The sequence below is a fragment of the Rhodococcus sp. NPDC057014 genome, assembly GCF_042673295.1.
In the GTDB taxonomy this organism is placed as follows: Bacteria; Actinomycetota; Actinomycetes; order Mycobacteriales; family Mycobacteriaceae; genus Rhodococcus_F.
Map to the genome: position 1 here is coordinate 1 of NZ_JBHUSF010000102.1, position 26,110 is coordinate 26,110.

Annotated in this window: 26 protein-coding genes; 12 read left to right on the forward strand and 14 right to left on the reverse strand. The window is 66.9% G+C overall.

Annotated elements, in window-relative coordinates:
* A partial coding sequence (locus ACFTZB_RS20670; protein WP_378433808.1) for a DUF1116 domain-containing protein occupies positions 1 to 716 on the reverse strand: 716 nt, incomplete at its 3' end.
* Positions 717 to 979: 263 nt separating this feature from the next.
* Between ACFTZB_RS20670 and ACFTZB_RS20675 the strand changes: the two genes are divergently transcribed.
* Positions 980 to 1,894: a LysR family transcriptional regulator gene (locus tag ACFTZB_RS20675; RefSeq protein WP_378433809.1), complete on the forward strand. Its 915-nt coding sequence runs from the start codon at positions 980 to 982 to the stop codon at positions 1,892 to 1,894.
* 102 nt (positions 1,895 to 1,996) lie between these two features.
* Positions 1,997 to 2,785, forward strand: a complete 789-nt coding sequence (locus ACFTZB_RS20680) for an IclR family transcriptional regulator (protein ID WP_378433810.1) — start codon at positions 1,997 to 1,999, stop codon at positions 2,783 to 2,785.
* A gap of 41 nt (positions 2,786 to 2,826) precedes the next feature.
* On the opposite strand, the gene ACFTZB_RS20685 is transcribed toward ACFTZB_RS20680, so the two are convergent.
* From ACFTZB_RS20685 to ACFTZB_RS20730, 10 genes are all read right to left on the reverse strand, one after another.
* Positions 2,827 to 3,222, reverse strand: a complete 396-nt coding sequence (locus tag ACFTZB_RS20685) for a RidA family protein (RefSeq protein WP_378433811.1) — start codon at positions 3,220 to 3,222, stop codon at positions 2,827 to 2,829.
* A 3-nt stretch (positions 3,223 to 3,225) separates the two neighbouring features.
* Positions 3,226 to 3,993 carry a cyclase family protein gene (locus tag ACFTZB_RS20690; RefSeq protein ID WP_378433812.1) on the reverse strand — a complete coding sequence of 256 codons (768 nt, stop codon included), beginning with the start codon at positions 3,991 to 3,993 and terminating at the stop codon, positions 3,226 to 3,228.
* A 77-nt stretch (positions 3,994 to 4,070) separates the two neighbouring features.
* Complete coding sequence (locus ACFTZB_RS20695; RefSeq protein ID WP_378433813.1) at positions 4,071 to 5,306, reverse strand: MFS transporter; 1,236 nt, start codon at positions 5,304 to 5,306, stop codon at positions 4,071 to 4,073.
* A 198-nt stretch (positions 5,307 to 5,504) separates the two neighbouring features.
* Positions 5,505 to 6,743 carry an NAD(P)/FAD-dependent oxidoreductase gene (locus tag ACFTZB_RS20700; RefSeq protein ID WP_378433814.1) on the reverse strand — a complete coding sequence of 413 codons (1,239 nt, stop codon included), beginning with the start codon at positions 6,741 to 6,743 and terminating at the stop codon, positions 5,505 to 5,507.
* Entirely contained in the window at positions 6,736 to 6,933 is a 198-nt protein-coding gene (locus tag ACFTZB_RS20705; RefSeq protein WP_378433815.1) for a ferredoxin, read from the reverse strand. Before ACFTZB_RS20705 ends, ACFTZB_RS20700 begins: the two co-directional genes overlap by 8 nt.
* 111 nt (positions 6,934 to 7,044) lie before the next feature.
* Positions 7,045 to 7,824, reverse strand: coding sequence for an SDR family NAD(P)-dependent oxidoreductase (locus ACFTZB_RS20710; RefSeq protein WP_378433832.1), 780 nt, complete (start codon positions 7,822 to 7,824; stop codon positions 7,045 to 7,047).
* Between the two features lie 5 nt (positions 7,825 to 7,829).
* A complete protein-coding gene (locus ACFTZB_RS20715) occupies positions 7,830 to 8,813 on the reverse strand; it encodes an ornithine cyclodeaminase family protein (RefSeq protein WP_378433816.1) in 984 nt (327 codons plus the stop codon).
* A complete protein-coding gene (locus ACFTZB_RS20720) occupies positions 8,813 to 9,115 on the reverse strand; it encodes a dihydrodiol dehydrogenase (protein ID WP_378433817.1) in 303 nt (100 codons plus the stop codon). Before ACFTZB_RS20720 ends, ACFTZB_RS20715 begins: the two co-directional genes overlap by 1 nt.
* Positions 9,115 to 9,657 (reverse strand): aromatic-ring-hydroxylating dioxygenase subunit beta, encoded by a 543-nt coding sequence (locus tag ACFTZB_RS20725; protein WP_378433818.1) that lies wholly within the window; start codon positions 9,655 to 9,657, stop codon positions 9,115 to 9,117. The genes ACFTZB_RS20720 and ACFTZB_RS20725 overlap by 1 nt, the downstream gene beginning before the upstream one ends.
* Positions 9,651 to 10,994, reverse strand: coding sequence for a Rieske 2Fe-2S domain-containing protein (locus ACFTZB_RS20730; RefSeq protein ID WP_378433819.1), 1,344 nt, complete (start codon positions 10,992 to 10,994; stop codon positions 9,651 to 9,653). The genes ACFTZB_RS20725 and ACFTZB_RS20730 overlap by 7 nt, the downstream gene beginning before the upstream one ends.
* 558 nt (positions 10,995 to 11,552) lie before the next feature.
* Here ACFTZB_RS20730 and ACFTZB_RS20735 point away from each other — a divergent pair.
* The 8 genes from ACFTZB_RS20735 (at position 11,553) to ACFTZB_RS20770 (ending at position 19,813) form a co-directional block, all read left to right on the forward strand.
* A complete protein-coding gene (locus ACFTZB_RS20735; protein ID WP_378433820.1) occupies positions 11,553 to 12,569 on the forward strand; it encodes a dihydrodipicolinate synthase family protein in 1,017 nt (338 codons plus the stop codon).
* A gap of 66 nt (positions 12,570 to 12,635) precedes the next feature.
* Positions 12,636 to 14,081: an NAD-dependent succinate-semialdehyde dehydrogenase gene (locus ACFTZB_RS20740; protein ID WP_378433821.1), complete on the forward strand. Its 1,446-nt coding sequence runs from the start codon at positions 12,636 to 12,638 to the stop codon at positions 14,079 to 14,081.
* Positions 14,082 to 14,120: 39 nt separating this feature from the next.
* On the forward strand, positions 14,121 to 15,053 hold the full coding sequence (locus ACFTZB_RS20745; protein ID WP_378433822.1) for a VOC family protein: 933 nt from the start codon (positions 14,121 to 14,123) through the stop codon (positions 15,051 to 15,053).
* A 220-nt stretch (positions 15,054 to 15,273) separates the two neighbouring features.
* The gene (locus ACFTZB_RS20750) at positions 15,274 to 15,477 is read left to right on the forward strand and encodes a hypothetical protein (RefSeq protein WP_378433823.1); all 204 of its coding nucleotides are present in this window, start codon (positions 15,274 to 15,276) and stop codon (positions 15,475 to 15,477) included.
* Between the two features lie 70 nt (positions 15,478 to 15,547).
* Positions 15,548 to 16,498: an Lrp/AsnC family transcriptional regulator gene (locus tag ACFTZB_RS20755; protein ID WP_378433824.1), complete on the forward strand. Its 951-nt coding sequence runs from the start codon at positions 15,548 to 15,550 to the stop codon at positions 16,496 to 16,498.
* 152 nt (positions 16,499 to 16,650) lie between these two features.
* Positions 16,651 to 16,920: a hypothetical protein gene (locus ACFTZB_RS20760; protein WP_124395644.1), complete on the forward strand. Its 270-nt coding sequence runs from the start codon at positions 16,651 to 16,653 to the stop codon at positions 16,918 to 16,920.
* A complete protein-coding gene (locus ACFTZB_RS20765) occupies positions 16,917 to 18,389 on the forward strand; it encodes a sodium:solute symporter (RefSeq protein ID WP_378433825.1) in 1,473 nt (490 codons plus the stop codon). The genes ACFTZB_RS20760 and ACFTZB_RS20765 overlap by 4 nt, the downstream gene beginning before the upstream one ends.
* Positions 18,386 to 19,813, forward strand: coding sequence for an amidase family protein (locus ACFTZB_RS20770; protein ID WP_378433826.1), 1,428 nt, complete (start codon positions 18,386 to 18,388; stop codon positions 19,811 to 19,813). Before ACFTZB_RS20765 ends, ACFTZB_RS20770 begins: the two co-directional genes overlap by 4 nt.
* Positions 19,814 to 19,851: 38 nt before the next feature.
* Here the strand turns inward: ACFTZB_RS20770 and dctA are convergent, their stop codons facing one another.
* Together dctA and ACFTZB_RS20780 are read right to left on the reverse strand one after the other, a co-directional pair.
* On the reverse strand, positions 19,852 to 21,270 hold the full coding sequence (gene dctA, locus ACFTZB_RS20775; protein ID WP_378433827.1) for a C4-dicarboxylate transporter DctA: 1,419 nt from the start codon (positions 21,268 to 21,270) through the stop codon (positions 19,852 to 19,854).
* A gap of 126 nt (positions 21,271 to 21,396) precedes the next feature.
* The gene (locus ACFTZB_RS20780) at positions 21,397 to 22,491 is read right to left on the reverse strand and encodes a tartrate dehydrogenase (RefSeq protein ID WP_378433828.1); all 1,095 of its coding nucleotides are present in this window, start codon (positions 22,489 to 22,491) and stop codon (positions 21,397 to 21,399) included.
* A 191-nt stretch (positions 22,492 to 22,682) separates the two neighbouring features.
* Between ACFTZB_RS20780 and ACFTZB_RS20785 the strand changes: the two genes are divergently transcribed.
* Positions 22,683 to 23,618, forward strand: coding sequence for a LysR family transcriptional regulator (locus tag ACFTZB_RS20785; RefSeq protein WP_378433829.1), 936 nt, complete (start codon positions 22,683 to 22,685; stop codon positions 23,616 to 23,618).
* Positions 23,619 to 23,651: 33 nt separating this feature from the next.
* The gene (locus tag ACFTZB_RS20790) at positions 23,652 to 24,995 is read left to right on the forward strand and encodes a diacylglycerol/lipid kinase family protein (RefSeq protein ID WP_378433830.1); all 1,344 of its coding nucleotides are present in this window, start codon (positions 23,652 to 23,654) and stop codon (positions 24,993 to 24,995) included.
* A gap of 21 nt (positions 24,996 to 25,016) precedes the next feature.
* Here the strand turns inward: ACFTZB_RS20790 and ACFTZB_RS20795 are convergent, their stop codons facing one another.
* Positions 25,017 to 26,051 (reverse strand): D-2-hydroxyacid dehydrogenase, encoded by a 1,035-nt coding sequence (locus ACFTZB_RS20795; RefSeq protein ID WP_378433831.1) that lies wholly within the window; start codon positions 26,049 to 26,051, stop codon positions 25,017 to 25,019.
* Between the last annotated feature and the right edge of the window lie 59 nt (positions 26,052 to 26,110).

Genomic DNA, 26,110 nt, shown 5'->3' on the forward strand with positions numbered 1-26,110 from the left:
CCGCAGTCGTGTGCGGCGTCGGCGACCAGTTTGGCCGCCGCCATCGAGAAGGCGAGGAACGTGTGGGGATTGCCGGAGAGGAATTCGACGATTGCGGCGGCGGTTGTGGAATCGGGTGCGCACTCGATGATCGCGGGAGCGAGCTTGACCGTCAACGCCGTCGTGGACGCGATGTTCCGGTTGTGGCATTCGTCGCCGCGTCGCAGCCCCTCCGCCTGCAATGCCGTGACATCGATACCGCCGATCGATCGCAGCGCGGCGTCCAGGACCGGTGCCAGCACCGTGCTCATCCACCGAAGGCGCTCGAGGACTTCGGAATCGTTCGCACCGAACCGAAGTGCCCGGCCCAGTCCCTCGTTCAGTGGTGCGTATGCGGTGCGTCCGTCCCCGCCCTCCACGACGACCACCGGAATGCTGGGAGAAACCACGCCCGCCATCGCGCCGACAGCGGATGCAGAATGACAGGGCCGGAGGTCGATGCCGCCGCCGTCGAGGATCTCGGCGGCACCGGCCAGATCTGACGCTTCACCCTCGAGCACCAACGCGCCGAGAATGGCGCCCCGCATCGGCCCCACGACCTCGCCCGGATCGATCTGCGGTCCGGCGTGCAGAAACGAACGCGCGTCCACGCCGATGACGACGTCGCCCGCGGGTCGTACCCCGACTGCGGTTGCTGTGGTGGTGTCGAGCACCGCCCAACCATCCCGTACTGTCATGCAAAGACTCCAAACAAAGTGGTGTCGACTTCTTCGGCCGGCCCGTGCGAGCGGAACGCGGGCCGATTCTTCGTAGCAGCGCCGTGCAGGAAGTCGGGTTTGATCAGTGTCGCGGATATCGCGGGTCGAACCGCTCGTGTTTCCAAAGATACCGTCACACAGACGATTCAGATGCTTCCGGGCGACCAGGTGGCGCCGATGCGCGGTATCATTGCGAATGATGTTCTCATGCTTTTCCGAGGTGGCGAGAAGGTGATGGCGCGATGCGCAGGGCATTGAATCGAATCGACCTGAATCTTCTGGTCGGACTGGATGCACTGCTGTCCGAGCGGAGTGTCTCGAGGGCGGCCAAGCAACTCTCGGTCGGCCAACCCGCGATGAGTGGGACATTGTCGAGGCTGCGCAAGCTCTTCGACGATCCGCTCCTGGTTCGCGAGGGTTCTGCGATGACGCTGACCCCGCTCGCCGAATCTCTCCGTTTTCTGGTCCACGACGTCCTCGGGTCCATCGAGACGCTGGTCGCTGTCCGGGCACCGTTCGACGCCGGCTCGGACTCACGGGCGTTCACCATCCACGCGAGCGATTACGTCACCCTGGTGCTCTTGCGCTCGTTCCTGCGCACGATCGCGACCGAGGCACCCCGCGTCCGCATCAATATTGCAGCACCGCAATCGAATTACTTCGATCCGCTGCTCAAGGCGCAAGCTGATCTCGTGATCATTCCGCGGGAGATCGTCGGACACGTCGGAACCGAATATGCCAGTGCCCCCTTGTTCACCGACCGGCACGTGTGCGTGGTGGCGGGCGACCATCCCGCCGTGGGCGAGGTGATGTCGCGTGAGCAGTTCAGCGCCTTTCCGCACCTGTCCGCCACCGGCGGTATCCCGCCGTCCTTCGCCGAGACCCAACTGGACGCGATCGCTCTACCGTTTCGGGTCGAAGCGTCGACGACCAGTTATGTCGCTGCTCCGTTTCTGCTGGAGGGAACGCAGATGGTGGCGGTGCTGTACGAACGACTGGCGCGGGCCCTGCGCGGCAATGCCGACATCCGGCTGCTCGAGCCTCCGGTCGCGTTGGCCCCGATCACCGAGGTGATGTACTGGCATCCCCGCCATTCCGACGATCCCGGACACCGGTGGCTTCGTCGCGGCATTCGCCAAGCGGCGGGTCGGATGTGAGCCGTCGCCGATCGTGCGACGAGTCGGCGGGAGATATCCACAATTCCCCGGTCGAGTTGAACCGGAACATATTTCACATCGCCGGCATGGTATATTCTGGGCGTGAGCAGCGCCAACGAGCCCGGAAAAAAGTCCGAGATTTCCACGATGCAGAGCATGGATCGTGGAATGCACATGCTCGAATTGCTCGCAGAACAGCCCATGCGCGCGAAGGAACTCGCCGAAGCCACCGGGGCGAAATGGGCGACTGCACACCGCACACTGACCTATCTTCGTGACAAGGGCTTCGTCCGCCGCGACGACACGACCGGTCTGCACTACGTCGGGCGCCGGATGTTCGCCATCGGCTCCGCGTACCTCGGCGACCACCCCCTGTTCACGACGAGTGAACCGTTGATGCGGACGGCCGCCGATCGCATCAACGGATTCGTTCAGATCGCCGAGCGTGACGGACATTCTTCGGTGGCCATTGCCAGCGTCGAACCCCGCATTCCCGTTCCCACCCTGTCCTACGCGAACACGTACCGTGCCTACCCTCTCCACACCGGCGCTCGTGGTCTGGTTCTGCTCGCGTACTGCCCCGACGAGTTCATCGACGCCTACGTCCAGGGGCCGCTGCGTTCGTTCACCGAGTACACGATCACCGATCCCGCCGAGTTGCGGGCCAAGCTGAAGCAGATCGTCGCCGATGGCTACGCCACCAGCGATCGGGATGTCACCACTGCCACCGGTGGAATTGCGGCGCCGATCCGGAACGCGGCAGGCGAGGTGACGGCGTCGGTGTCGATCGCCAATTATCGAGAGCAGATGCCGCCGCGAGATCTGGTTCTTCACGAGGTCCTCGGGCTCGCCCAGTCCCTGTCGCAGCTGATGGGCTGGCGGAACCGGTAGGTCTTCCCCTCGGCGCCGAGGAGAAGACCTGCCGGCAACGTCTAGCCCTTGACCGCGATCGCCTCGAACTCGATCAGCATCCGCGGATCCACCAGCCCGGCGACGTACACGAACGTCGACGGCGGCCGGTTCGGGATCCACTTGTCGCGGACCGTTCGAATCTCCGGCAGAGACTCCGGATCGGTGAGATACCCGGTGATCTTGACGATGCGGTCCATCGAACTGCCCGCAGCCTGCAGGGCACGCTCGAGGTTCGCGAACGCCCGGTCCGCCTGCGCCCCCGCCGAGAGGTCCGCACCGATGTCACCGGACTCGTCGTGCGGCACCGCTCCCGAGGTGAACACCAGATTCCCGGCTTCCGCCACCCAGTGCCAGGCGGCGTCGGCCTGCAGTCCGGGAACGGTCACGTACTTCATGTCGTCGCCCACTGTGGTCATCGATCAGTCCTCGTCGACGATGGCGACGGCGCGGACGAATCCGGCTGTGCCGCCTGCGATCTTGATGGGCAGCGCGATGACCTTGAACCCGTGTGGGGGCAGCTGGTCGAGGTTGGCGAGCTTCTCGATGTGCGCGTACTCGATCTCGAGGCCGAGGAGGTGGCAGGGCCACAGGTACTGCGGGTCCTTGCCGTGCTTGTGGTAGTCGGCGGCCCATGCGGCGTACGGGCGGTCGTAGCTCCACGCATCGGTACCGACGACCGTGACCCCCTGCTCGAGGATCCACTTCAGCGCCTCACGGCTCGGGCCGCCACCGCGGGTGGTGTATTCCGGCTTCCCCCAATACTTGTCGTTGCCGGTCATCGTCAAGACGATGTCGCCCGGCTTGATGGTGTAGTTCATGTCCTTCAGCTTCTGCTGAATTTCCTCGAGGGAGACCTCCGCACCGTCTTCGGCATCACTGATGTCGATGACGACTCCGTCGCCCATGCATCGCTCGAGCGGCCACTCTTCGATGGTCTTCGGCTTCGATCCGTCCGCCATCACCGGGCCGAAGTGCCACGGTGCGTCCATGTGCGTGCCGGTGTGCGAGTTCATGTCGATATGTTCGACCGCGAACGCGGCACCGGGCGTCGGCCAGTGATTCGGGTCGATGTCGTAGTGTTCCTGGTTCCATTCGGCGCCGAGCGAGTGCGGCTCGAAGATGACGCCTTTGCCCTCGAGGGTGGGGTCACCGTCGGTGACCATGGAGATGTCGATGATTCTGCTCATCTGCTTACTTCCTCATTTCTTTCGGTCGGTCGCACTCTGGATCTCACAGTGCGACAGGGGAGGTGGTAGGTGCGCAGTCAGCGGACTGCGAGTGTGTGGTCCACGTCGACGGGCTCGGTGGCTCGCTTCCTGCCCAGCAGGCCCACGAGGGCGGTGAGCACCGAGATCGCCGCGACGGCAATCCACCCGGCCGCGAAACCGTGATCGGGGACGATGTGCCCGAACACGACGGGGACGACGAATCCGCCGACCGCGGCGAGGGTGAGCATCACGCCGACGGCCGTGCCGACCTGTTCGGGGTCGATCTTCGACAGGTCCGCGGGCACACCCAGCCAGGCCGGGTAGCTGAAGACGAAGAGGAATCCGATCGCGAAGGAGATGAACCACAGCAGGGCATCGGGGGCGACGGGGATCGCGGCGATCAGTGCCCCCATCAGCAGGAGGGGAACGACGATGACGGATCGGTAGTTGCGGACCAGATCCGCGACCTTGCCACCGACCAGGCTGCCGGGGATTCCCGCGAGGGCCAAGATCGCGCCGAGCAGCCCGCCCTGGCCGGGTGTGAAGCCGCGTTGCGCGACCGCGTACTCGCTGAACAGCTGCGATGCGGTGAAGTAGGCGCCGTACACGCCGAGCATGGCGATGCCGTAGATCCACAGCTGCTTGTCGACCAGTGCCCGGATCAGGCCGGCGCGGCTGATCCGGCCGCCGTGGAGTCCGCTGACGCCGCGCGGGGTGTGGAACCACAGGGCCACCGCCGCCGCCAGGACGATGTTGACGATGCCGCAGATCGCGAGCATGCCGCGCCATCCCGCGAAGTCGGTCACGTAGATGCACGCATACAGACCCAACGCGACGCCGGTGCTGAATGCGGCACCGCACGCGATGCCCAATGCGAGGTTGATCTCGTGCTCACGAAACCACACACTGACCGCGGCGACGGCGACGGCGATGAAGATGGACGCGCCGACACCGGCGATCACCCGGTACAGGGCGAGGTCGAGAAAGCCGACCGCGACACCGGACAGGGCTGCACCGGCCCCTTGGAGCACCATCCCGAGGACGAGCGTGCGCTTCATCCCGAGCCGGGCCGCGATGATGCCGCCCGGGACGTGGGCGACACCGTAGCCGAGCACGAACAGCGCGATCAGCATCGCGAGTTGCTCGAAGCTCACCCCGAGGTCCTCGCTGATGGGGGTGAAGGCCGACGCGATGTTGAACCAGTTCAACGTCAGGCTGATGTAGCCGAGAACGAGCAGGGCGAGCATTCGCCAGCGCGCCTGGTAGACGTCGCTACCGTCAATTGTCGACAAGGGGATTCCTTCCATCGGTGCCCAGGCCTGCCGGAGAGCCGGCTGAGCGGGAGATTGCGAGATCCGACAGGACACACCTGGGTTGGGTGACGGGACGATCACCCGGCCGCGGATCGCACTGTGACTCAGGTCTCTGTCGGTTGGTCCGAATCTATCCGTCCCCAACGGAATTGGGGAGATGGGAGGACCAGACGGCTGTCAATGACGGATATCAGTTGAAATGATGTTCTCGGTCGACGACGTCGCCGCAGACCACGACGCCCCTTCGGCGACCAGGTGCTGGTATTTGACCAACCCGCGCGGGGAATTGAACGACACGACGCCGGTGACGCGGTCGTCGCGACCGTACAGCGCGACGAATCGTTCGTCGCCCGGTCCGCCGCTGACGAAACACACCTCGTCCGTGGGCCGGGGGCACCCGACCATCTGGGTGCGTTTGCGGTACTGGTCCGACCAGAAACTGGGCACGGCGCACAACGTCGACTTCTTCTCGGCAGCAATGATGTTCACGGCCACGACCGTCGCCTGAAGAGTGGCGTTGTTCCAGTGCTCGCTGCGTACCTGCGCCCCGAAGTAGTCCGAGTACCAGCGGGCAGCGTCGCCGACGGCGTAGACACCGGGCACGTTGGTGTGCCCGCCGTCGTCGCAGAGGACGCCGTTGTCCACCTCGACGCCGGAGCCGTCGAGCCATTCGGTCACCGGGGAACCACCCACTCCGACGACGACCAGATCCGCGGGCAGGACCCGCCCGTCGGTCAGCCGGACCCCGGTGACGCGCCCGTCACCGACCAGCTCCTGGACACCCACTCCGAGTTCGAGATTGGTGCCGTGGCTGGTGTGCAGGTCCGCGAAATGGGAGCCGACCGTGGGACCGAGAACGGTGCCCAAGGGCGTCGGTTGCGGATCGACCAGGGTCACCGACTGCCCGCGAGTGCGTACGCTCGCCGCCACCTCGGCGCCGATGAACCCGGCGCCGACCACGACGATGTCGCGGGCACTGTCCAATTCGGATCTCAGTGCGAGAGCATCCGGCAGTGTCCGAAGTACGTGCACACCCGCGAGGTCACCCATGAAAGCCGGGCGCCGCGCCCTCGAACCCGTGGCCACGACGAGCGCGTCGAATTCGAGAACCGTGCCGTCGTCGAGCGTGAGCGTGTGCCGCGACGGGTCGAGCGAGAGCGATGTCGCCCGGCGTCCGAGGCGCAGATCGAGGTCGAGGTCGCCGATCTCCTCCTCGGTCAGCAGAAAGAGGTCGTCCGGGTCTCTCGAGCCGGTGAGCAACTTCTTCGACAGTTCGGTGCGGTCGTAGGGCGATCGCACGTCCTCCTCGCCGACGAGGGCGATGGCGCCGCGGTACCCGAGGCGCCGCAGTTCCTGGATCACGTTCATTCCGGCGAGGGAACCGCCGACCACGACGATGCGCTGGAACCTACTCATCGCGGGTTCCCAACGCCTTGGCCGGGCAGGACCGAATCGCCCTGTCGGTCTTGGTGTGCAGGGACTCGGGTGGGTGTTCCTGCAGCAGGATCACCGTGTTGTCGTCCTCGTCCAGGTCGAAGACCTCGGGGGCTTCGAGCATGCAGCTTCCGTAACCACGGCACTTGCCGGCATCGGCGGTGACATGCATGGCTACACCTCGCTGTAGCGGTCGGCCGCGCTTACCCGCGGATGGGAATGGGGTTGTGACATTGTTCGTTTCCTTCTCAAGTGGTGCCGTGCGGCACGGCACGACGGGCAGTCAGCCGACGAGGTATCCGCCGTCGATCGGCAGGACGACACCGGTGATGTAGCCGGACTCGGCCGAGGCGAGGAACGACACTCCGGCCGCTACCTCGTGTGCGTCTCCCGGCCGGTTCATCGGGATGTTCCCGCCGACGGGGGAGGGATCGTCGGGGACGGATCCCCCGGCTCGCCGGAGCGCGGCCGCGCTGGTGGTGAACAGGTCGGTGGGAATCCACCCGGGGGCGACGGCATTGACACGCACACCTCGCCCGGCGTACTCCGCAGCGACTTTCAGGGTCAGGCCCACGACCGCGTATTTCGAGGCGATGTAGGCGGACCCGCCGCCGCGGGGCACCAGCCCCGCCGACGACGCGATGTTGACGATCGCGCCCCGGCCGCGTTCGACCATGAGCGTTCCGACCGACCGCATCACATTCGCGGTACCGAGGACGTTGACCCGCAGGACGCGTTCCCAGGTGCCGGCGGTGAGCTCGTCGAAGTCCAGGTTCTGGTCGAAGATCCCGGCGGCGTTGACCAGGACGTCGATCGCACCCAGGTCGGACGTGATCTCGCCGATCACCGCCCGGACGCGCGCCTCGTCCGTGATGTCCGCCGCGTAGGCGATGCTGCGCCCGCCCGTCCCGGCGACGATCTCGGCGGTACGCTTCGCGCCCACGTCGTTGGCGTCGATCACCGCGACCGCGTAGCCGTCGTCGGCCAGACGGGTGGCGACAGCGCGTCCGATTCCGCTGCCGCCGCCGGTCACGACGGCCACTCGCTCGGCCCAGTTCGCCATGGCGCTCACGCTCCGGCGGGCTTCTTGGTGCGCAGCAGATCCACCGACGTCCCGATTCCGGTGTGCACGGCCCTGTCGTAGACCACCTTGGCCGCGACCAGGTCCTGCAGGGCGGTGCCGACCGACTTGAACACGGTGATCGCTCCCGCGTCGGGGGTGGGCACCTTGCCGACGGCGAGGTCCGAGAGTGCGACGATCTTGCCGTCGAGGAGCCCCTTCTCGTCGGCCGCGAGCAGATCCCCGGACTCGGCACGCGCCTGTTCGGGGGCATCGCTGACCACGAGCGCGGCGCGGTCGACGACGTCGGTGTCGATCTCCCGCAGCGAGGGCATGGTGGAGCCGATCGACAGGACGGTGGTCCCGGGCGCGAGCCACTTGCCCTCGAGGGCGGTGCGTCCGGTTCCGGCCCCGGTGTTGGTGGCGACCACGACGACGGGTGAGGCGGCCGCCTCGGCCGGATCGGACACCGGGACGACCTCGACGTCGAGGCGTCCGGCCATCCGTTCGGCAAACGCGTTCCGCCGCTGCGGATCAGGGCTGAAGACCCGCACTCGTTTCACCTCGAGGGCAGCACACACGCCCTCGAGGTTCGTCTCGGCCTCCAATCCGGATCCGATGACCCCGATCTCGGCGGCGACCGCCGGCGCGAGGAGGCCGGCAGCCACGCCCGTGGTCGCTCCGGTCCGGGCAGCGGTGAGGTATGCCCCGTCCAGTTGAGCGAGCAATTCGCCGGTCAGCTCGTCGAACAGGCCGATCAGGTATTGGACCCCACCCTCGGAGACCTGGTTGAACACCTTGAAACCCATCAAGCCGGTGCCGGCCGACACTCCCGGCATCAGCCGGAAGAATCCCGGCGTCGACTCGAGATTGATGCGATCGGGCAGTTGCGCACCGCCGCGGGCCTGCGTGCGGTAGCCCTCGCGGATGGCGCTGACGAGGTCGGACATCTGCGTGAGGCTTCGCACATGCTCGTCGGTCAGTAGCAGCATCAGTCGTTCTCTCTTCCGATTTCGGTGGTCGGGGGATCCTCGGGGCCGAACGGCTGGTCGAGGTAGGCGGAGATGGTGTCCTCGTTCTGCCAGCTCAGCCCTTCGAGGGCGAGGGCGTCGAGACGGATCTGGTGATCCAGCCGGAGTGAGGTGATCTCGAGCCGTTGCCCGTTGCGGGTCAGAATCTTCCGCACCCGGACGGCGGTGAACTCGTTGACGACAGTGAATTCGCCATCGACGGTTCCGTCGCCACCGTGCGGTGCGGCCGAATCGTCCCGCGGGTGTGTGCGGGGGGCCGACATCAGATCACCATCCGCAGGTGCGGCAGGCGGACCACGCTCTCGTCGAGCTGGACCGTCCGTTCCACCAGGCCCCATCCGTCGCCGCGGCGGCGCAGCACGTCCCGTCGTCCGGCCGCCGTCATCACCACCGGATCCGACTGATGAACCACGGTCACCAGCACATTCGACGTGACCGCCACCTCGCCTGCGCATCCGGTATCGATGACCGAGAGGACGGACACGAACCGTCGCACCCGCTGGAGCGGGACCTCCCCCCAGGAGAAGTCGATGTGCTCGGGTTCGAGGCGCCGGGCCCAGAGATTGGCGAGGGAGTCGCGGGACTCGTCGAGTAGGTACGCACCGGCCACGAAGGGAGACTGCGACGGGTCGTCGCGGGTGACGGTGACGGGAATCCGGTAGACGAACTCGGGCTCGAGCAGCGGAATCCACCGCGGGTAGTCGTGTGCGTCGAGCAGTGCCGTCTCCCGGCCGTAGAACCTGCTCACGCTCGCAAAGGTGGCATCGTCCGCGTGCTGGACGTCGATACGTTCGTCGCTCAGCATCGGCCCGCCTTCCCCGCCGTGCGGGTGCACATGGTGTCGTCGTCGAGCAGTTCGGACCACCTGCGGAACAATTCCCGCTGGTTGACCTCCGAGTGATCGACGTCGTAGACGTCGCCCGGCCAGTCGACATCGTCGGCCGGTGTGATCCCGACACCGCCCGCGTAGACGAAATCGGTGGACTGCGACACCCGGCCTCGGCTCATGTCGGCGATGGACGTCCAGTTCTGGAAGTCGTCGGTGTCGAAGATCCCGGCGAGACCGACCATGCGAAGGTTCGCGCGCTGCGAATACTCGCGCTGCTGCTCGTCGTACCAACTCGGGACCAACGCGAACATGATCAGCTCACAGTGCATCTCGTCGACCGGCTGCCACTGGCGGAACTGCACGTACGACACCGCCGGAGTGTCGTCACCGGAGGTGAGCGCCGCGGCGTCGATGAAGGACAGGTTGGGGAACACATTGCCGTGCAGCACAGACATTCTCGACATCAGATCGGCCTGCCTCGGGTCGAGTCCGGCCGCGATGTCGGTCCAGCGGTTCTCCGGGTAGCCGAGAAACACGGGGGTTCCCGACTCCAGTCCGTAGTGCTGGACCCGGAGCGTGTGCCCGTTGCCGGCGACGATGCACCGCCCACGCATCGCATCCATCGAGACGTCGTCCAGCTCCGGAAACGCCTCGGTGTTCAGGTAGGTGCCCAGATCGATCGGGCTCTTGTGCGTCGTGCCCAGGTGATACCCGTCGCCGGCGAAGTTCTCCGCGCCGAGCTTCCAATTGGTCCGTACCAGGGCTCGTGCCGGCGGACCGACGACCTGCAGGTCACCGGCCTTGTCGAGCACGGCCTCGAGATACCAGGCCATGTCGCCGAGCTCGTCGAGCAGCGGGGGAGCGTCCGGGTCCCAGCTGGCGAAGATCAGCCCGTGGAAGACGTCGACGTTCGGCGGCCCGACCAGGTTGTACGCGTTCTTGTCGAAGTCCGCGTCGAAGACCTGTTTGCGTTCGGGCACTCCACGCAACGTGCCCTTGTTGGAGAACGTCCAGCCGTGGTAGCTGCACCGGAAATGCGACGAGTTTCCCATGTCGGCCCGGCACAACTGGTTGCCCCGGTGCGTGCACGAATTCAGGAAGATGCGGACATCGCCGGTCTCGTCCCGGACGACGATGACGTCCTCGCCGCCGAGCTTTCTGGTGACGTAGTCGCCGGGCGAGGGAATCTCGCTCTCGTGCGCGACGAACAGCCAGCACCGGCCGAAGATTCGTTCCAATTCGGAGTCGAATTCGTCTCGGCCCCAGTAGGAACGGCGGCTCACGCGAGTGACGTCCGCGGTAACACGTGTCATCTGGATGACCCCTATCAGGAGTGGTGGAAACACCTCACACGCTGTATCCATATAATGGATATCAAGTCCGTTGGGTGGATGTGATGACGCTAACAACGGCACCCGGACACTGTCAACACGCGGCGTGGCCGCCGATGCGGCGCCGGGTCCCGATGTGAAAGATCACTGCCGTGCGGTCGGGGTGGGGCGCATGGTGGATGTTCGTCATCGCCGGGCGGGAAGTCGCACTCGCGGTGAGAATCCGCTGCCAGTCGGCGATATGCATCGGCGATCGAGCGCCGCAGGGCTGTCGCGAGGGCTGTTGCCGTCGACGGCGGTGATCCGGAGTCGGTCGCGAGTCGACTGCGGCAAGCGTCGAACGACCGTTGACGGGCAACGGGGGCGGTGTTACGGTCGCCGTATCCATTAATCGGTTCCAGTATCCATTTATTGGACATCAATCGATGGTGACACATCCTCCCCCTGCCGCATCGGCGCGCCCGGACGTGATCGGGCGGCCTCGGGCACGTGCCCCAGCCGCGCAGGGAATTCGTTGCCCCCCACAAACGAAGGACATCCATGAACTACTCCCGCACCGACGCGCGCTCCTGGGCCCGCGCGAACATGAAGGGCATCTGCGGATGCCTCCTGCCCACCTTCACCGGCGACCTGAAGGCGATCAACGAACGCGCCATCCGGCACGACATCGCCCGGGAGAAGGAGTTGGGTATCTCGGGGGCACTGCTGGTGGCCGAGTGCGGCACCACCTTCGACGAGTTGCTGCAGGTGACGGAAATCGCCGTAGACGAAGCCGCCGGCGAGCTCCAGACGGTCGTCCACGCGGTCCTGCCCACCCTCGAAGACAACATCGCCCTCGTGCGCGAGTCGGAGCGCCTGGGCGCCGACATCGTCCTGGTCTCCTACCCGCTCACCTTCTACCCGAAGTCCGAAGAGGAAGTCTTCGAGTACACCCGCGCGATCGCGGAGAGCACCAACCTCGGAATCATCGTGTTCGCGATGCACCTGTGGAACTTCCGTCGCTTCCACCCGAGCCATTTCTCCCCGGACCTCATCGGCCGGATGATCAACGAGATTCCGAACGTCGTGGCCGTCAAGACGGAGGTCGGCGGTCCGGGAGTCGGCGGCATCGCGCAGATCTTCGAGCGCTACCGCGACGACGTGATCGTGATGGACCCGATCGAGTCGAACTCGCCCGCCTGGCACGCCGCGTACGGCATGCAGTGGATGGGCACGTCGAACTACGAGGCCTACGGTCCGTGGGTTGCCCGCTACTTCGACCTGATGCGGGACGGCAAGTTCGAGGACGCGATGGAGATCTACTGGAAGCTCCACCCCATCCGGGAGTCCGACGCGGTGGTGGTCGGTCAGGCACTCGCAGGCACCGCGATGGTGCCGCGGTACCTGTGGAAGTACCAGGGGTGGCTCAACGGCTTCAACGGCGGTCCGATGCGGGCGCCCCAGGCCCGCATCAACGACGGGCAGATGAAGCAGTTGCGGGCCGGCGCGGTCGCGGCCGGCCTCGACGTCACCACCTCGCTCGACGAGGAGTTCCTGGTGGGCCGCAACCCGGCCTGACCTTCGTCGATCCATCCCACGACAGCCACCGGACCCTGGCCGGACCCAGAAAAGAAGGAAATTCCCATGTCGCTCAACTCCGCCACCCTGCCCCGGGAGTTGGTCATCGGCGCACACCCGATCGAACGAACCCGGGAGTCGATCGACGTCCTGAATCCGTCCACCGGTGCGCTGATCGCCACGGTTCCGGACGGCACCGTCGAGGACGGGCTGGACGCGGTCGCCGCCGCGTCGGCCGCCCTGCCCTCCTGGCGCGCCACCAGTCCGCGCGAACGCGCGGAGATCCTCCGCCGATGCTGGGAACTGATGACCGACCGCTCGGAGTCCATCGCGGAACTGATCTCCACCGAAAACGGTAAGACGCTTGCCGATTCGCGGGCCGAAACCGCGTACGCCGCCGAATTCTTCCGGTGGTACTCCGAGGAGGCGGTCCGCGCGGTCGGTCAGCTCAGCACGTCCCCGAACGGCGCCAACCGCATACTCGTCGACTACGAGCCGATCGGCGTGGCGGTGCTCGTCACCCCGTGGAACTTCCCGGCTGCGATGGCGACACGCAAGATCGCGCCCGCCCTGGCCGCCGGTTGCACCGTGGTACTCAAACCCGCGACCGAGACCCCACTCACCAGCCTGCTCATCGCGAAGATCTGCCGGGAAGCGGGCGTCCCGGACGGCGTGATCAACGTCGTGACGACCTCGAGGGCGGGGCAGGTCGTGTCCGCCATGCTCCACGACTCTCGCGTACGGGCGTTGTCGTTCACCGGCTCGACCGAAGTCGGCCGCACTTTGCTACGCGAGTCTTCGGACTCGATCCTCAAGACAGCAATGGAACTCGGGGGCAATGCGCCGTTCCTCGTCCTCGAGGATGCCGACATCGACGAGGCGGTCGACGGACTGATGGTCGCGAAGATGCGCAATGGTGGCCAGGCGTGCACCGCGGCGAACCGCATCTACGTGCACAGGTCGCTCATCGACGAGGTGGCCGGTCGCCTCGGGCAACGGATGGGCTCACTGCGCGTCGGCGCCGGCACCAGCGAGCGTTCGGAGTGCGGACCACTGATCAACGACAAGGCCGTCGACAAGGTGGAGCAGCTCGTCGACGCCGCCGTCGCCGACGGTGCGTCGGTGCTGACCGGCGGCCAGCGGCCGATCTCGAGTGGGTCCTTCTACTCTCCCACCGTCCTGGTGGGTGTCGACCCGCAGTCGGCGATCGTGCGCGAGGAAATCTTCGGTCCGGTCGCATCGTTGATCGCCTTCGACACCGACGACGAGGCCGTCGCCGCGGCCAACAGCACCGACCTCGGGCTCGCGGCCTACGTCTACAGCGGCGATCTGCAGCGCGCCCTGTCCGTGGCGGGCAGGTTGGAGGCCGGCATGGTGGCCGTCAATCGAGGTCTGGTGTCCGACCCCGCGGCACCGTTCGGCGGCGTCAAGCAGAGCGGACTCGGTCGCGAGGGCGCGCACGAAGGTCTGCTCGAGTTCATGGAAGCGAAGTACATCGCCACCAACTGGTGACGACACCGCTCACACCCCAGTTCAGCTCCAGGAGAAGACATGTCCTTTCCCCCAGTACATCCCATCACCCACGTCCGCTCGGTCACCATCGCCGTCGAGGAACTCACCACGGCATCCAACTTCTACCGCGACCTCTGGCAACTCGACCTCGTCACCAAGGATGACGGCAAGGCCTACTTCGGAACCGGATGCGCCGACAACTACGCCGTCAAGCTCCGTGAAAACGACGTCGCCGGAATCGAACTGACCACATTCGATGTGACCGACCGCGCCGGCGTCGACTTCCTCGCCAAGCGGGTCGCCGACAGCGGAGCGCAGATCATCCGCGAACCCGGTGATCGCAGCGACTTCGGCGGCGGCTACTCGTGCATCTTCTTCGACTGTGACGGGCGCGCCATCGAACTCGCCGCCGAGATCGACCAGCGAATCTTCCGCGAAGTCGAAGCAGGCGAGTCCCGGCCGAAGTTCATCAGCCACGTCGTGTTCAACACCGCAAACCTGCAGAAGACCGTCAGATGGTACGGCGACGTCCTCGGCTTCAAGATCTCCGACTGGCTCCAGGACTTCTTCTGCTTCATGCGTACCGGCCGCTGGCACCACATCATCGCCTTCGCCCAGTCGAAGAACACCAGCCTGAACCACGTTTCGTTCGAACTGTACGGAATCGACGAGTTCATGCGCGGCACCGGCCGCATGATGCGGGCCGGACACCAGCCGCTGTGGGGCCCCGGCCGCCACGGCGCCGGCGACAACACCTATTCGTACTTCCAGGAGCCGTCGAGTGGCTTCGTCATGGAGTACACCACCGCCCTCCAGGTCATCGACGAGGAACACGGCTGGACGCCCAAGGTGTGGGGCACCACCTTGGAGGAGCAGGATCAGTGGGGTACTGCCAATGTGTTCGACGAGGTGATCCTGGCGAAGATGGCCCCGGCCGACGACCCCGTTCTGTGGACGCCGCCGCGGCTGTAGGCAACCCACCCGACGTGGTGCCTGTGCCACGGATTCGTGCCTGGCACAGGCACCATTTCCATCCGGACCTACCGCCTGCCGGCCCGCATCACACGCCGGCCCGGGACATCAGATCGAAGAGAGCTCGACCATGCCACCGCAGTCCCGACACGACGACATTCTCGATTTTGCGATTCTCTGGTTACCGATCGGCGGCCCGACGTCGGCCACGATCTGGTCCATGTTCCGCATGCCGGCCTTCGAGTACCGGCTCTGCCTCGCGGAAGCCGTGCGGTTCCACCGGGACCGGCTCACCGCCGGTCACGGAACCCTCGATCGGGTGTACGGGGAGTCGATACTCGCGCGCCTTGCCGAGGATCTGAGATCTCGGATCGCGGGCCCACCAGGTGCACGCAACGGCCCCGAGTGTGTGGACACCCCCTAACATCGCTTGCACACGCGGCGTCGTCGAGGACGGCGTCCGTGACGCAAAGGCATGGAGGGCAGGTTCTGCAATGACCGAACGCAGGTTCTCGCTCGATCAGCGGATCGTCGCCGCCCTCCAGGTCGACGGGCGGTGTTCGTGGAGTCGCATCGCCCAGGCGCTGGGCGAACCCGAACGGAACGTGACCCGGCACGGCATCGCGCTCCTCGAATCCGGCCGGGTGGCCGTCACCGCCGTCGCGAACAGTGGCGGCACCGCGATCGTCCGCCTCCAGTGCTCCCCGGGAACGGTGCGGGTGGCGGCGAGCGCCCTCGCGCAGCGCAGTGATTGCATCTTCGTCTACGTCCTCACCGGCACCGCCGACTGTGTGGCCGAAATCCACGTGTCCCGGGACCGCCTGCCCAAGCTCGTCATGGACGAATTGCCCGCGACGATGGGCGTGGTCCGTAGTTGGACCGACCCCGTGCTGCGGTACTTCCGCACTGTCCGCGAATGGGAAGCGGGGGTGCTGACTCCGGCGGAGAAGGAGTCGATCGGCGGGGTGGTGCCGCCGGCGACGTTCCTCACCGATCTCGAACGCGGCACCCGCGACCCCGTCGACCGGACGATCATCCGCGAATTGATGCAGAACGGGCGCGTGGGCACCACGTCGCTCGCCCGGACGGCCGGTGTGTCCGAGGCGACGGCCCGGCGACGAGTCCAGGCGCTGCTCGCCGACGGTGCGATCAGCCTCCGCGTGGTGGTCGATCCGGCACTGTTCGGACTGCGCGCCGAGGCGATGCTGTTCATCAAGACCCAGCGGAACCGGATCGAGCCGCTCGTGCGGGGGATGCTGGAGATGCCCTACGTGCGGTACGCCGCGGGCACGGCGGGCGAGTACCAGGTGGTCGCGAACATCGCCGCACCCGACGAGTCGGTGCTCTACGACTACATCACCACCGCGCCGTGGGTGGCGGACGCGATGGCGCTGGAAACCAACATGGTGGTGCAGGCGGTCAAGCGCAGCGGCAGGGTGATGTGACGGATTTCGACATCGGACGGCCCCTCCGACGCATCTGATTGCGATCTCCGACAGCTCGGTGGCCGATTTCGCCGAACCTCCCTCAGCGGTTGAGTGCTGTGATCCGCACCACGCATGCTTCCTCTACTCCCCTGGATGGAAGAAGGAACAGCATGCATCGAGAAGCCATTCTCGGGGCGATCGAGGATTCGCCGCAGCGCCGCTGGCTGCTGCTCGTCCCGGTCGCCCCGGTGCTCGCGCTCGTCACCGCCGTGTGGCTGCCGTTTGTGAACACGGCCGATCTGTGGCTGGGCATGCCCCGGCTGCTCGTGTGGTGCTCGGCGTGGGTGCTCCTGCTGCTGCCCGCGCTGGCGGCGGTGGAGTTCGGCCTCGTCCGGCCGTTCGAGGACGGCCACCGCCTCGAGGAAGCGGGCCTCCGATGACGAACTCGGCTCTGTGGATCACCTTGGCCGGCATGATCGGTCTCGCCGTTGTCGCCGTCGGCGGACACCGGACACGCGCTCGGAACCTGAGCGAGTGGACGGTCGGCAAGCGGAATTTCGGTGTGGTGACCAGCTTCTTCCTGCAGGCCGGTGAATCGTTCACCACCTTCACGTTCCTCGGCGTCGCCGGCATCGCGTTCACCGCGGGCATCGGCGCCACCTACGCCATCCCGTACATTCCGCTCGGCTACGTGGCCCTGTATTTCATCGGACCGCGGATCTGGAAGCTCAGCAAGGACCGCGGCTACATCACGCAGGCCGACTTCTTCGCCGACCGGTACCGCAGCCCACTCCTCGGCCGGCTGGTCGCGTTGTGCGGCATCATCTTCCTGCTGCCGTACCTGCAGTTGCAGATCACCGGCCTCGGCCTCATCGTCCGCCTCGTCACGGGCAGCGCGAGTTCGGGCACGCTCAGCATGATCGTCGCGACCGTCCTCGTCGTCGGGTTCGTGCTATGGGCGGGTATCCACGGCCTGGCGCGCACCGCCTACGTCAAGGACGTCCTGATTCTGCTCGCCGTCGTGGTGCTGTCCATCGTGATCCCGCTGCACTTCGCCGGCGGCATCGGCGACGTGTTCGGCCAGATCGCGCAGACCCACAGCGAGATGCTGACCGTGAACCCCGGCGACTACGACAAGGTCTGGTGGACCACCAGCCTGCTGATCTCCGCGATCGGGTGCGGCTTCCTCACCACCCCGCACCTGTGGCCGCCGCTGCTGGCTGCGAAGAACGGCCGGGTGATCCGCTCCAACAACACTTTCCTGCCGATGTATCAGGTGGTCATGATCCTTCCGATCATGCTGGGTTTCGTCGGGATCCTCGCACTGAACCCGAACACCAGCAGCAACGCCGTCCTGCTCACGCTGGCCGGGGGAGCGCTGCCGAACTGGGCGCTCGGACTGATCGCCGTCGCCGCCGCCTCCGCCGCGATGCTGCCCGCAGGCGCCATCTGCATCGGCATCTCCACCCTGGCTTCGCACAACCTCGTGAAGATCGAGAGCGAGCGCACGAAGCTCCGGTTCAACCACCTCGTCGTGATCGCCGCCGCCACCATGGCTCTGGTGCTCGGACTGACCCGCCCCGATCTGCTGGCCAACCTGCTGTTGCTCACGTTCGGCGGTCTCAGCCAACTCGCCCCCGGCCTGGCGCTCGCCCTTCCCGAGAAGCCGTTGCTCGCCAAGCAATCCGTGTTCGCCGGTCTGCTCGTGGGCATGCTCACCGTCATCGTGATGACCTTCTTCGAGCTGAATTTCGCCAACATCGACGCGGGCATCTGCGGCCTGGTCCTCAATCTCGCGGTGATCGCCGCGGTCGAGACCGTGGTCCGCGTCGCCCGTCCCCGCACCCCGACCCCCGCGCCGTCGGAAGACCGTCCGGCTGCCGCCCCGATCCTGGAGACCTCGAAATGACCCTCGACCACTACTCGACCGCGCGTGAGATGCTCACCGCACTCCGCAGCAAGGACATCTCGGCCCGCGAACTGCTCGACCTGCACACGGACCGGATCGCGCAGGTGAATCCGACGGTCAACGCGCTCGTCAGCCTCGACCTGGACCGCGCGCACGCCACCGCCGCCGCCGCCGACGCGCAGACGGCCGCCGACGCCGCGGTGGGCCCACTGCACGGACTGCCGTTCGCGTTCAAGGACACTCACGACGTCGCCGGTTTCCCCACGGTCGCCGGTTCGCCGCTGCTCGTCGACAACGTGCCCGAGACCAGTGAGCTGATCGCCGAACGCGTCACCGCGGCCGGCGCCGTGACGATCGGGAAGACCAACGTTCCCGAGTTCGCCGCCGGCTCGCACACGTTCAACCCCGTCTTCGGGACCACCACCAACCCGTACGACCCCACCAGGAGTGCGGGTGGCTCGAGCGGCGGCGCCGCGGCCGCACTGGGCGCGGGACTGATTCCGCTCGCCGACGGCAGCGACATGGGCGGTTCGCTGCGCAACCCGGCATCGTTCTGCAACGTCGTCGGATTGCGCCCCACACCCGGCCGCGTGCCGTGCTGGCCCAACAGTGCGCCCTGGGACGCACTGGTGACCCAGGGGCCGATGGCCCGCACCGTCGACGATCTGGAACTGCTGCTGTCGGTGATCTCCGGCCCCGATGCGCGGATCCGCAGTTCGCTCGGCGCCGATGCGCGCGCGTCCCGGCTCGGTGTCGCCGGGCTGCAGGGTCTGCGTGTCGCGGTGTCCGCGGATCTGAACGGCCTCTTCCCGGTGGATGCGCCGGTCCGCGAGGTCCACGACCGCCAGTCGTCGATCTTCGCCGCCGCGGGTGCGGTGGTGGCCGAGGACGCACCGTCGATCCCCGACGCCGAGTGGGTGTTCCGCACCCTGCGGGCGTGGCGGTTCAAGATCGACCTCGGCGACCGTGCCGATGCCACCCCTGAACTGCTGAAGCCGTCGCTGCTCGACAACATCCGGCAGGCCGACCGGCTCTCCGCCGACGACATCGCGAAAGCCATGGTGGCGCAGGCGGAGATCCAGGCCCGCGCCGTCGAATTCTTCTCCCGCCACGACGTCCTGGTGATGCCCGTGTCCCAGGTGCTGCCGTTCGACGCCGAACTCGAGTACCCGGCAGCGGTCGATGGCCGTCGCTGCGACGACTACCTCGACTGGATGACGTCGGCGCTGACGGTGACGGTGCTGGGGTGCCCCGCGATCTCCGTCCCCGCCGGGTTCAGCGCCGAGGGTCTGCCGGTCGGCGTGCAGATCGTCGCTGCCCCGGGCAACGACCTGTTCCTGCTCGACGTCGCCCGGGCCTATGAGCAGCTCAACCCGGCCGGAGCCGTTCGCCCGCACCTGCTCGAGGGTGCTGCGCGGGTCTGACTCCGGGGCGCAGGCGGCGGTGACCGGCCGGGGGGCGGTCATCGCCGCGTGGCGTGCGCGGGGTCGAGTCGCTCGTGGTCGATGCGTTCCGGTCGTGGTTCCTGCTCCAGCACCTCCAGGTCGAAGTCGTTCTCGACCTCACCCTCGGGTGCGGGAAGGACCTCCCCGGCGAATACGCGGCGAGCCCGGTCGACGTCGAGTTCGTGGTTCCATTTGGCGACGAACAGGGTGGCGACGGCGTTGCCGATGAAGTTCACCAGGGCGCGGCATTCGGACATGAACTTGTCGATACCGAAGATGAGCATGATGCCGGCCGCGGGGATGGTGCCGAGGGTGCTCAATGTGGCTGTCAGGGCGATGAATCCGCCTCCGGCGACACCTGCGGCACCCTTGGACGTGAGGAGCATGACGCCGAGCAGGCCGAGTTGCTGAGGGATCGACAGGTCGGTGTTGGTGGCCTGCGCGATGTACAGCGCGGCGAGGGACAGATAGATGGCGGCGCCGTCGAGGTTGAAACTGTAGCCGGTGGGCACGACCAGACCCACCGTGGGCTTCTTCACTCCGGCGTACTCCAGTTTGCGCATCAAACCGGGCAGCGCGGGCTCGGCGGTGGACGTGCCCAGGATCAGCAGCAGTTCTTCCTTGAAGAAGCCGAGCATGCGGAAGATGTTGAGTCGCAGGTACGCCATGACCGATCCGAGAACCACGACGACGAAGAACGCGGACGTGACGTAGAACAGCAGGATCAGGCTGCCGAGGCTGGTGAGGGTGGAGACACCGTACTTGCCGATGGCGAAGGCCATGGCGCCGAACGCGCCGAGCGGTGCGAGTTTCATGATGAAGCTCAGGACCTTGAACACCACCGCGGTGAGGCGTTCGACGGCGTCCCGGATCGGCGCGGCGATCTGTCCCACCGCGTTGATGGCCACACCGAAGATGACGGCGAGGAAGATGACCTGCAGGATGTCACCCTCGACGAACGGGCCGAACACGCTGTCCGGGACCAGGTGGGTGATGAACTCCCACCACTGTTTCTCCTCGCCGGCCTGGATGAGTTTGCTTGCGGATTCGGTGGTTTCGAGGGAGGATGCGTCGGCGTTCACGCCGTCCCCGAGGCGGAAGAGGTTGATCGCGACGAGTCCGGTCAGCAGCGCGAGGATCGTTCCGACCTGGAAGTAGGTCAGTGCCTTGATTCCGGTCAGCCCGACCTTCTTCAGGTCCGCGACACTCGCGATGCCGCCGACGATCGTCAGGAACACGATCGGGCAGATCAGCATCTTCATCGCCGTGATGAAGGTGGTGCCGATCGGCTCCATCGCCTCGCCGGTGTCGGGCCAGAGCCACCCGACGAGGATGCCGAGCACGATCGCGATCAGGACCCAGAAGTACAGTTGCCTGTACCAGGGCTTCTTCACGGTCACCTGTGGGTAACTCGCTGCGCTGCTGAGTGTTTCCATGACATTCACCTCGGGTGAGAGTGTTCAGGTATGAAGACGGGTGGCCGAGAGTTACCGACCGTTCGAGCAGTGACGGCCCGACCCGGCAGATCATGCCGAGTCGGGCCGGCTGTGTGTGTGGGTCGGTCAGGCAGGGGTCAGTGCGGTCTGCAGGGCGTGCACGATCGCTTCGGTGACGGCCGCGGTGTCCGACGAGCCGCCGATGTCGCGGGTCAGTGCGCCGCTCGCGGTGGCGGCCTCGATGGCGGCTTCGACGCGGCGGGCCTCGTCGTGCAGGCCGAAGTGGTCGAGCATCAGGGCGGCGCTGGCGATCGCGCCGATCGGGTTGCTGATGCCCTGGCCCGCGATGTCGGGGGCGGAACCGTGGACGGGTTCGAACATGCTGGGGAAGCGGCGCTCCGGGTTGAGGTTCGCGCTCGCCGCCACGCCGAGGCTGCCCGCCAGCGCGGAGCCGAGGTCGGAGAGGATGTCGGCGTTGAGGTTCGACGCCACCACCACGGACAGGTCCTCCGGGTGCAGGATGAACTTCGCGCTCATCGCGTCGACGAGGACGCTTTCGGTCGCGACGTCCGGGTAGTCGAGGGCGACGCGCGTGAAGACCTCGTCCCACAGGACCATGCCGTACTGCTGGGCGTTGGACTTGGTGACGCTGGAGACCTTCTTCACCGTGCGGGTGCGGGCGAGGTCGAACGCGAAGCGCATGATGCGCTCGCATCCCTTCTCGGTGAACAGCGCGGTCTGCAGTGCGACCTCGTTGCCCGGTCCGCGGCCGCTGAGGTTACGTCCGCCGAGGCCGGCGTATTCGCCTTCGCTGTTCTCCCGGACGACGACCCAGTCGAGTTCGGTGTCGTCCGCCTTGCGCAGCGGGGACTGCACGCCGGGGAGGAACTTCACCGGTCGCACGTTCGCCCACTGGTCGAAGTTCTGGGTGATGTTGAGTCGCAGCCCCCAAAGACTGATGTGGTCGGGGACGTTCTCCCAGCCGACCGCACCGAAGTAGATGGCGTCGAAGGCCTTCAGGGTGTCGAGGCCGTCGTCGGCCATCATCTTCCCGGTCTGCTCGTAGTACCCGCAGCCCCAGGGGAACTCTTCCCACTCGAAGGCGAAACGCCCACCGGACTGTTCTGCGAGGACGTCGAGCACGCGTCGTCCGGCAGCGACGACCTCCGTGCCGACGCCGTCGGCGGGGATCGATGCAATCGTGAACGTCTGCGGTGCCATGTCAGTGCCTCCATCGTGTTGTGCTCGTCACAGTGTGTGATGCATCCATTAACCCGTCACAGTCGCGTAGCGTCCATGACCAAGAAGTGATTCGCCTTATAGGTTTCACCTAATCCGCGGGTGTTTCCGCAGGTAGAGTGAGTGAGCCGGGCGGTGGTTCGACGCGAGGTGGACAGAAACGAGGTGAGCCGGTGGACGCGCGGCAGTTGCGGTACTTCCTGGCGGTGGTCGATCAGGGTGGCATCAACCGGGCGGCGGAAACACTGCTGATCGCGCAGCCCTCGCTGTCGCAGTCCATATCCGCACTCGAACGGGAACTGGGCGTGCCGCTGTTCCACCGCGTCGGACGCCGGCTGGTACTCAGCGACGCCGGCGAGACACTCGTCGGCCCGGCCCGGGTGGTGCTGCGCGACCTCGAGGACGCGAAGGCATCCGTCGATGCGCTGAAGGGGTTGCGCGCCGGTCGCGTGGATCTGATCACGATGCCGTCACCCGGGATCGAACCCCTCACCACGATCCTCACCCGTTTCAGCCGCACCTATCCGTCGGTCACCGTCAACGCCGAGGCGGCGTTCACCCCCGAGGAGGTCCTGCACGCCGTGCGCACCGGCGTGTGCGAGGTCGGGATCCTCGGTTCCCCCGCCGCGGTGCGCGCCCCCGAACTCGACGTCGTCGCGCTGGAAAGCCAGCCGCTGATCCTCCTCTCCGGGCCGGGCGCCGAAACGCCGGAGCGCCCGGAGATTCGGAGATCGGAACTGTCCGGATTCCGGTTGATCGTGTCGCAGCGGGGATCGTTGATGCGGACCCTCGTCGACGAGGTGCTCGCCAGCGGCGTCGCGGCCACCATCGTCGCCGAGGTCGCGCACCGTACGTCGATCCTGCCGATGGTGCTCAGCGGATTCGGCCAGGCCGTCATGCCGTCGTCCTGGGCGCCGTCGGCCCGGCAGGCGGGCGCCACCGTGCACCGGATCGTCCCCGAGTCCTACCTCCACGTCGCCGCGGTCTGCCGGCAGAGCCACCTCACGCCACCCGCGCGGACGCTCATGGACGAGGCGCGACAGTATGCGGCGCGAACACCCTCTGCGTGGGAAGTGCCCGCAACGGAGCGCACTCGTGATGGATACTGAAGAGGGACGCCCGGAAATGGCGAGGTGGTGGCGATGGCACTCCACGAGAGGGACTCGGCAGAATCTGCGGATCCCGCGAGCGGGCGCCGACGATGGCTGGCCCGGGCCGCATTCCTCGCGATCTTCGCCTCCGTTGCCGTGCTGCTGGTGTTCGCCGGATTGCACACTCTGACGCTGCTGATCGTGGCCGTCGGCGCTGCGGTGGTGGAGGTCGCGGCGCTGTTCTGGTTCCTCACGAGCCGCGGCGCGCTCCGCTGGATTTCGCTGGTGGTGCTGATTCTGACTCCGATCGTCGTGATCTGGCTGCTCGTCAGCGCCCGTCTGCTGTGGGTGGTGCTGGTCGCCGTGGCGCTCGCCGCGCTCGCCGTCGTCTGCGCCCGCGCCGCCCTCGGCCGGGATCGTTCGGACTGGGTGATGCCCGAGCACCCGGCCGTGCCGCCGAAACATGCCTTCCTGGTGATGAATCCGCACTCCGGTGGCGGGAAGGTCGGGAAGTTCGATCTGAAGAAACGAGCCGAGGCACTCGGCGCCGAGGTGGCCCTGCTCGAAGGACCGGGGACGGTCGACGTCGAAGCGCTGGCCAGGGACGCGGTCGCACGCGGCGCCGACCTGCTCGGCGTGGCCGGGGGCGACGGCACGCAGGCGCTGGTCGCCGGCATCGCCGCCGAGCACGACCTCCCGTTCCTGGTGATCAGCGCGGGCACCCGCAACCACTTCGCGTTGGATCTCGGATTGGACCGTGAGGATCCGTCCCGCTGCCTCGACGCGCTGACGGACGGAATCGAACTCCGCATCGACCTCGGCAAGGTCGGCGAACGGACCTTCGTCAACAACGCCTCGTTCGGCGCCTACGCCGAGGTGGTGCAGAGCCCCGCCTATCGGGACGACAAGACCGGAACGACCCTGCGGATGCTCCCCGACCTGATCGAGGGGCAGCGCGGGGCACGCCTGCTCGCTCGTTTCGGGGACACGACGATCGAGGGACCCCAGGCCGTTCTGGTGAGCAACGGGCCGTACGAGATCCACGATCTGGCCGGTCTCGGTCGCAGGCCCCGACTCGACTGCGGCACCCTGGGCGTGGTGGCGATTTCGGTGAGCAGCACGCGGCAGGCCGTGGCTCTGCTTCGTCGTGCGCGCCAGAAGGGGCTGATCCAGCATTCCGGTCGCGAGATCGTCATCGACGCCGACGGGCCCTCGATTCCCGCCGGAATCGACGGCGAAGCTCTCATGATCCCGACACCGGTCCGGTGCACCGTCACCCCCGGGGCGCTGCGGGTGCGGGTACCACGCAGCCGTCCCGGTGTCCGGCCGCCGACCCGGCCGGTGGACTGGGTCCGGCTCCGCCGGCTGGCATTCGGGGGCTCGGGTTCCGGGTGACGCCGTACCGGTCGATGGTCGTCAGTATCCGGCGTCGAAGTCGAACTCGTTGATCAGGGCGGCGTCACCCGACAGGTAGCGTCCGAGATTCTCGACGAACAGATCGACGATCTTCCCGTTCTCCGATGGCACGTTGGCTGCGCTGTGCGGGCTGAGGATGACGTTGTCGGCCGACCACAGCGGCGAATCCTCCCGCAGCGGTTCGGTCGACGTGACGTCCAGGACCGCGCCGCCCAGGCGGCCCGCCGACAGTGCTTCCACGAGAGCGTCTTCGTCGACGACGGGCCCCCGGCCGACATTGACGACCAGTGCGCCGTCGGGGAGGGCGGCGAGTTCGCGGCGTCCGATCAGGCCGCGCGTGTGCTCGGTGAGGGCGCAGGAGACGACGAGAATGTCGGCGGTGGGCAGATGCTCGGCGATCCGATCCGTGGTGGTCACGACGTCGAAGGGGGCGCCGGCAGGTCGCGGTGTGCGGGCGACGCCGGTGGCGGTGACGGAGAAGCAGCGGAGCAGTTCCGCTGTGCGCGAGCCGATCTTGCCCGCGCCGACGATCAACGCGTGCCGTCCCGCGAGTTCGGTCGTCGCCTGTTTGCGCCACGTCCGGTCGCGCCGGTCGGCGACGAGTCGGGGAAGTCCACGCGCGAAGTGGAGGATGCCGGCGAGCGCGAACTCCGCCAACGGGTCGGCGTGGACACCCGCGGCGGTCGTCACCGTCAGCGGGGCATGGGACAGCCCGAACCTCTCGATCAGCTGTCCGGCGCCCGCGGACGTCGCCTGGATCCAGTGCAGATTCGGCGACTGTTCGAGGGTGCGTTCGGGGTGGCGCCAGTCGAAATCGAACATGACGTCGGCGGTCCGCAGCATCGACGTCCACCGGTCGTGCTCGCCGGCCGTCAGTTCGCGCGGCACCCCGACGTGATCGCTGTGCCACCGGGGCCGGGGGAGCAGTTCGGGGGCGTACGACACCCGGACCCGCGGGTCGCTGTCTGCGATCCTGTCGACCAGGTCCTGCTCGAGATACGACGCGACGAGCACGTCGACGCACTTGTCGGGCACGGTGTCTCCTTCAGTGCTGACGGTCGGACGCCGGTGCGGTCGGCTCGACCTCCGGCGCC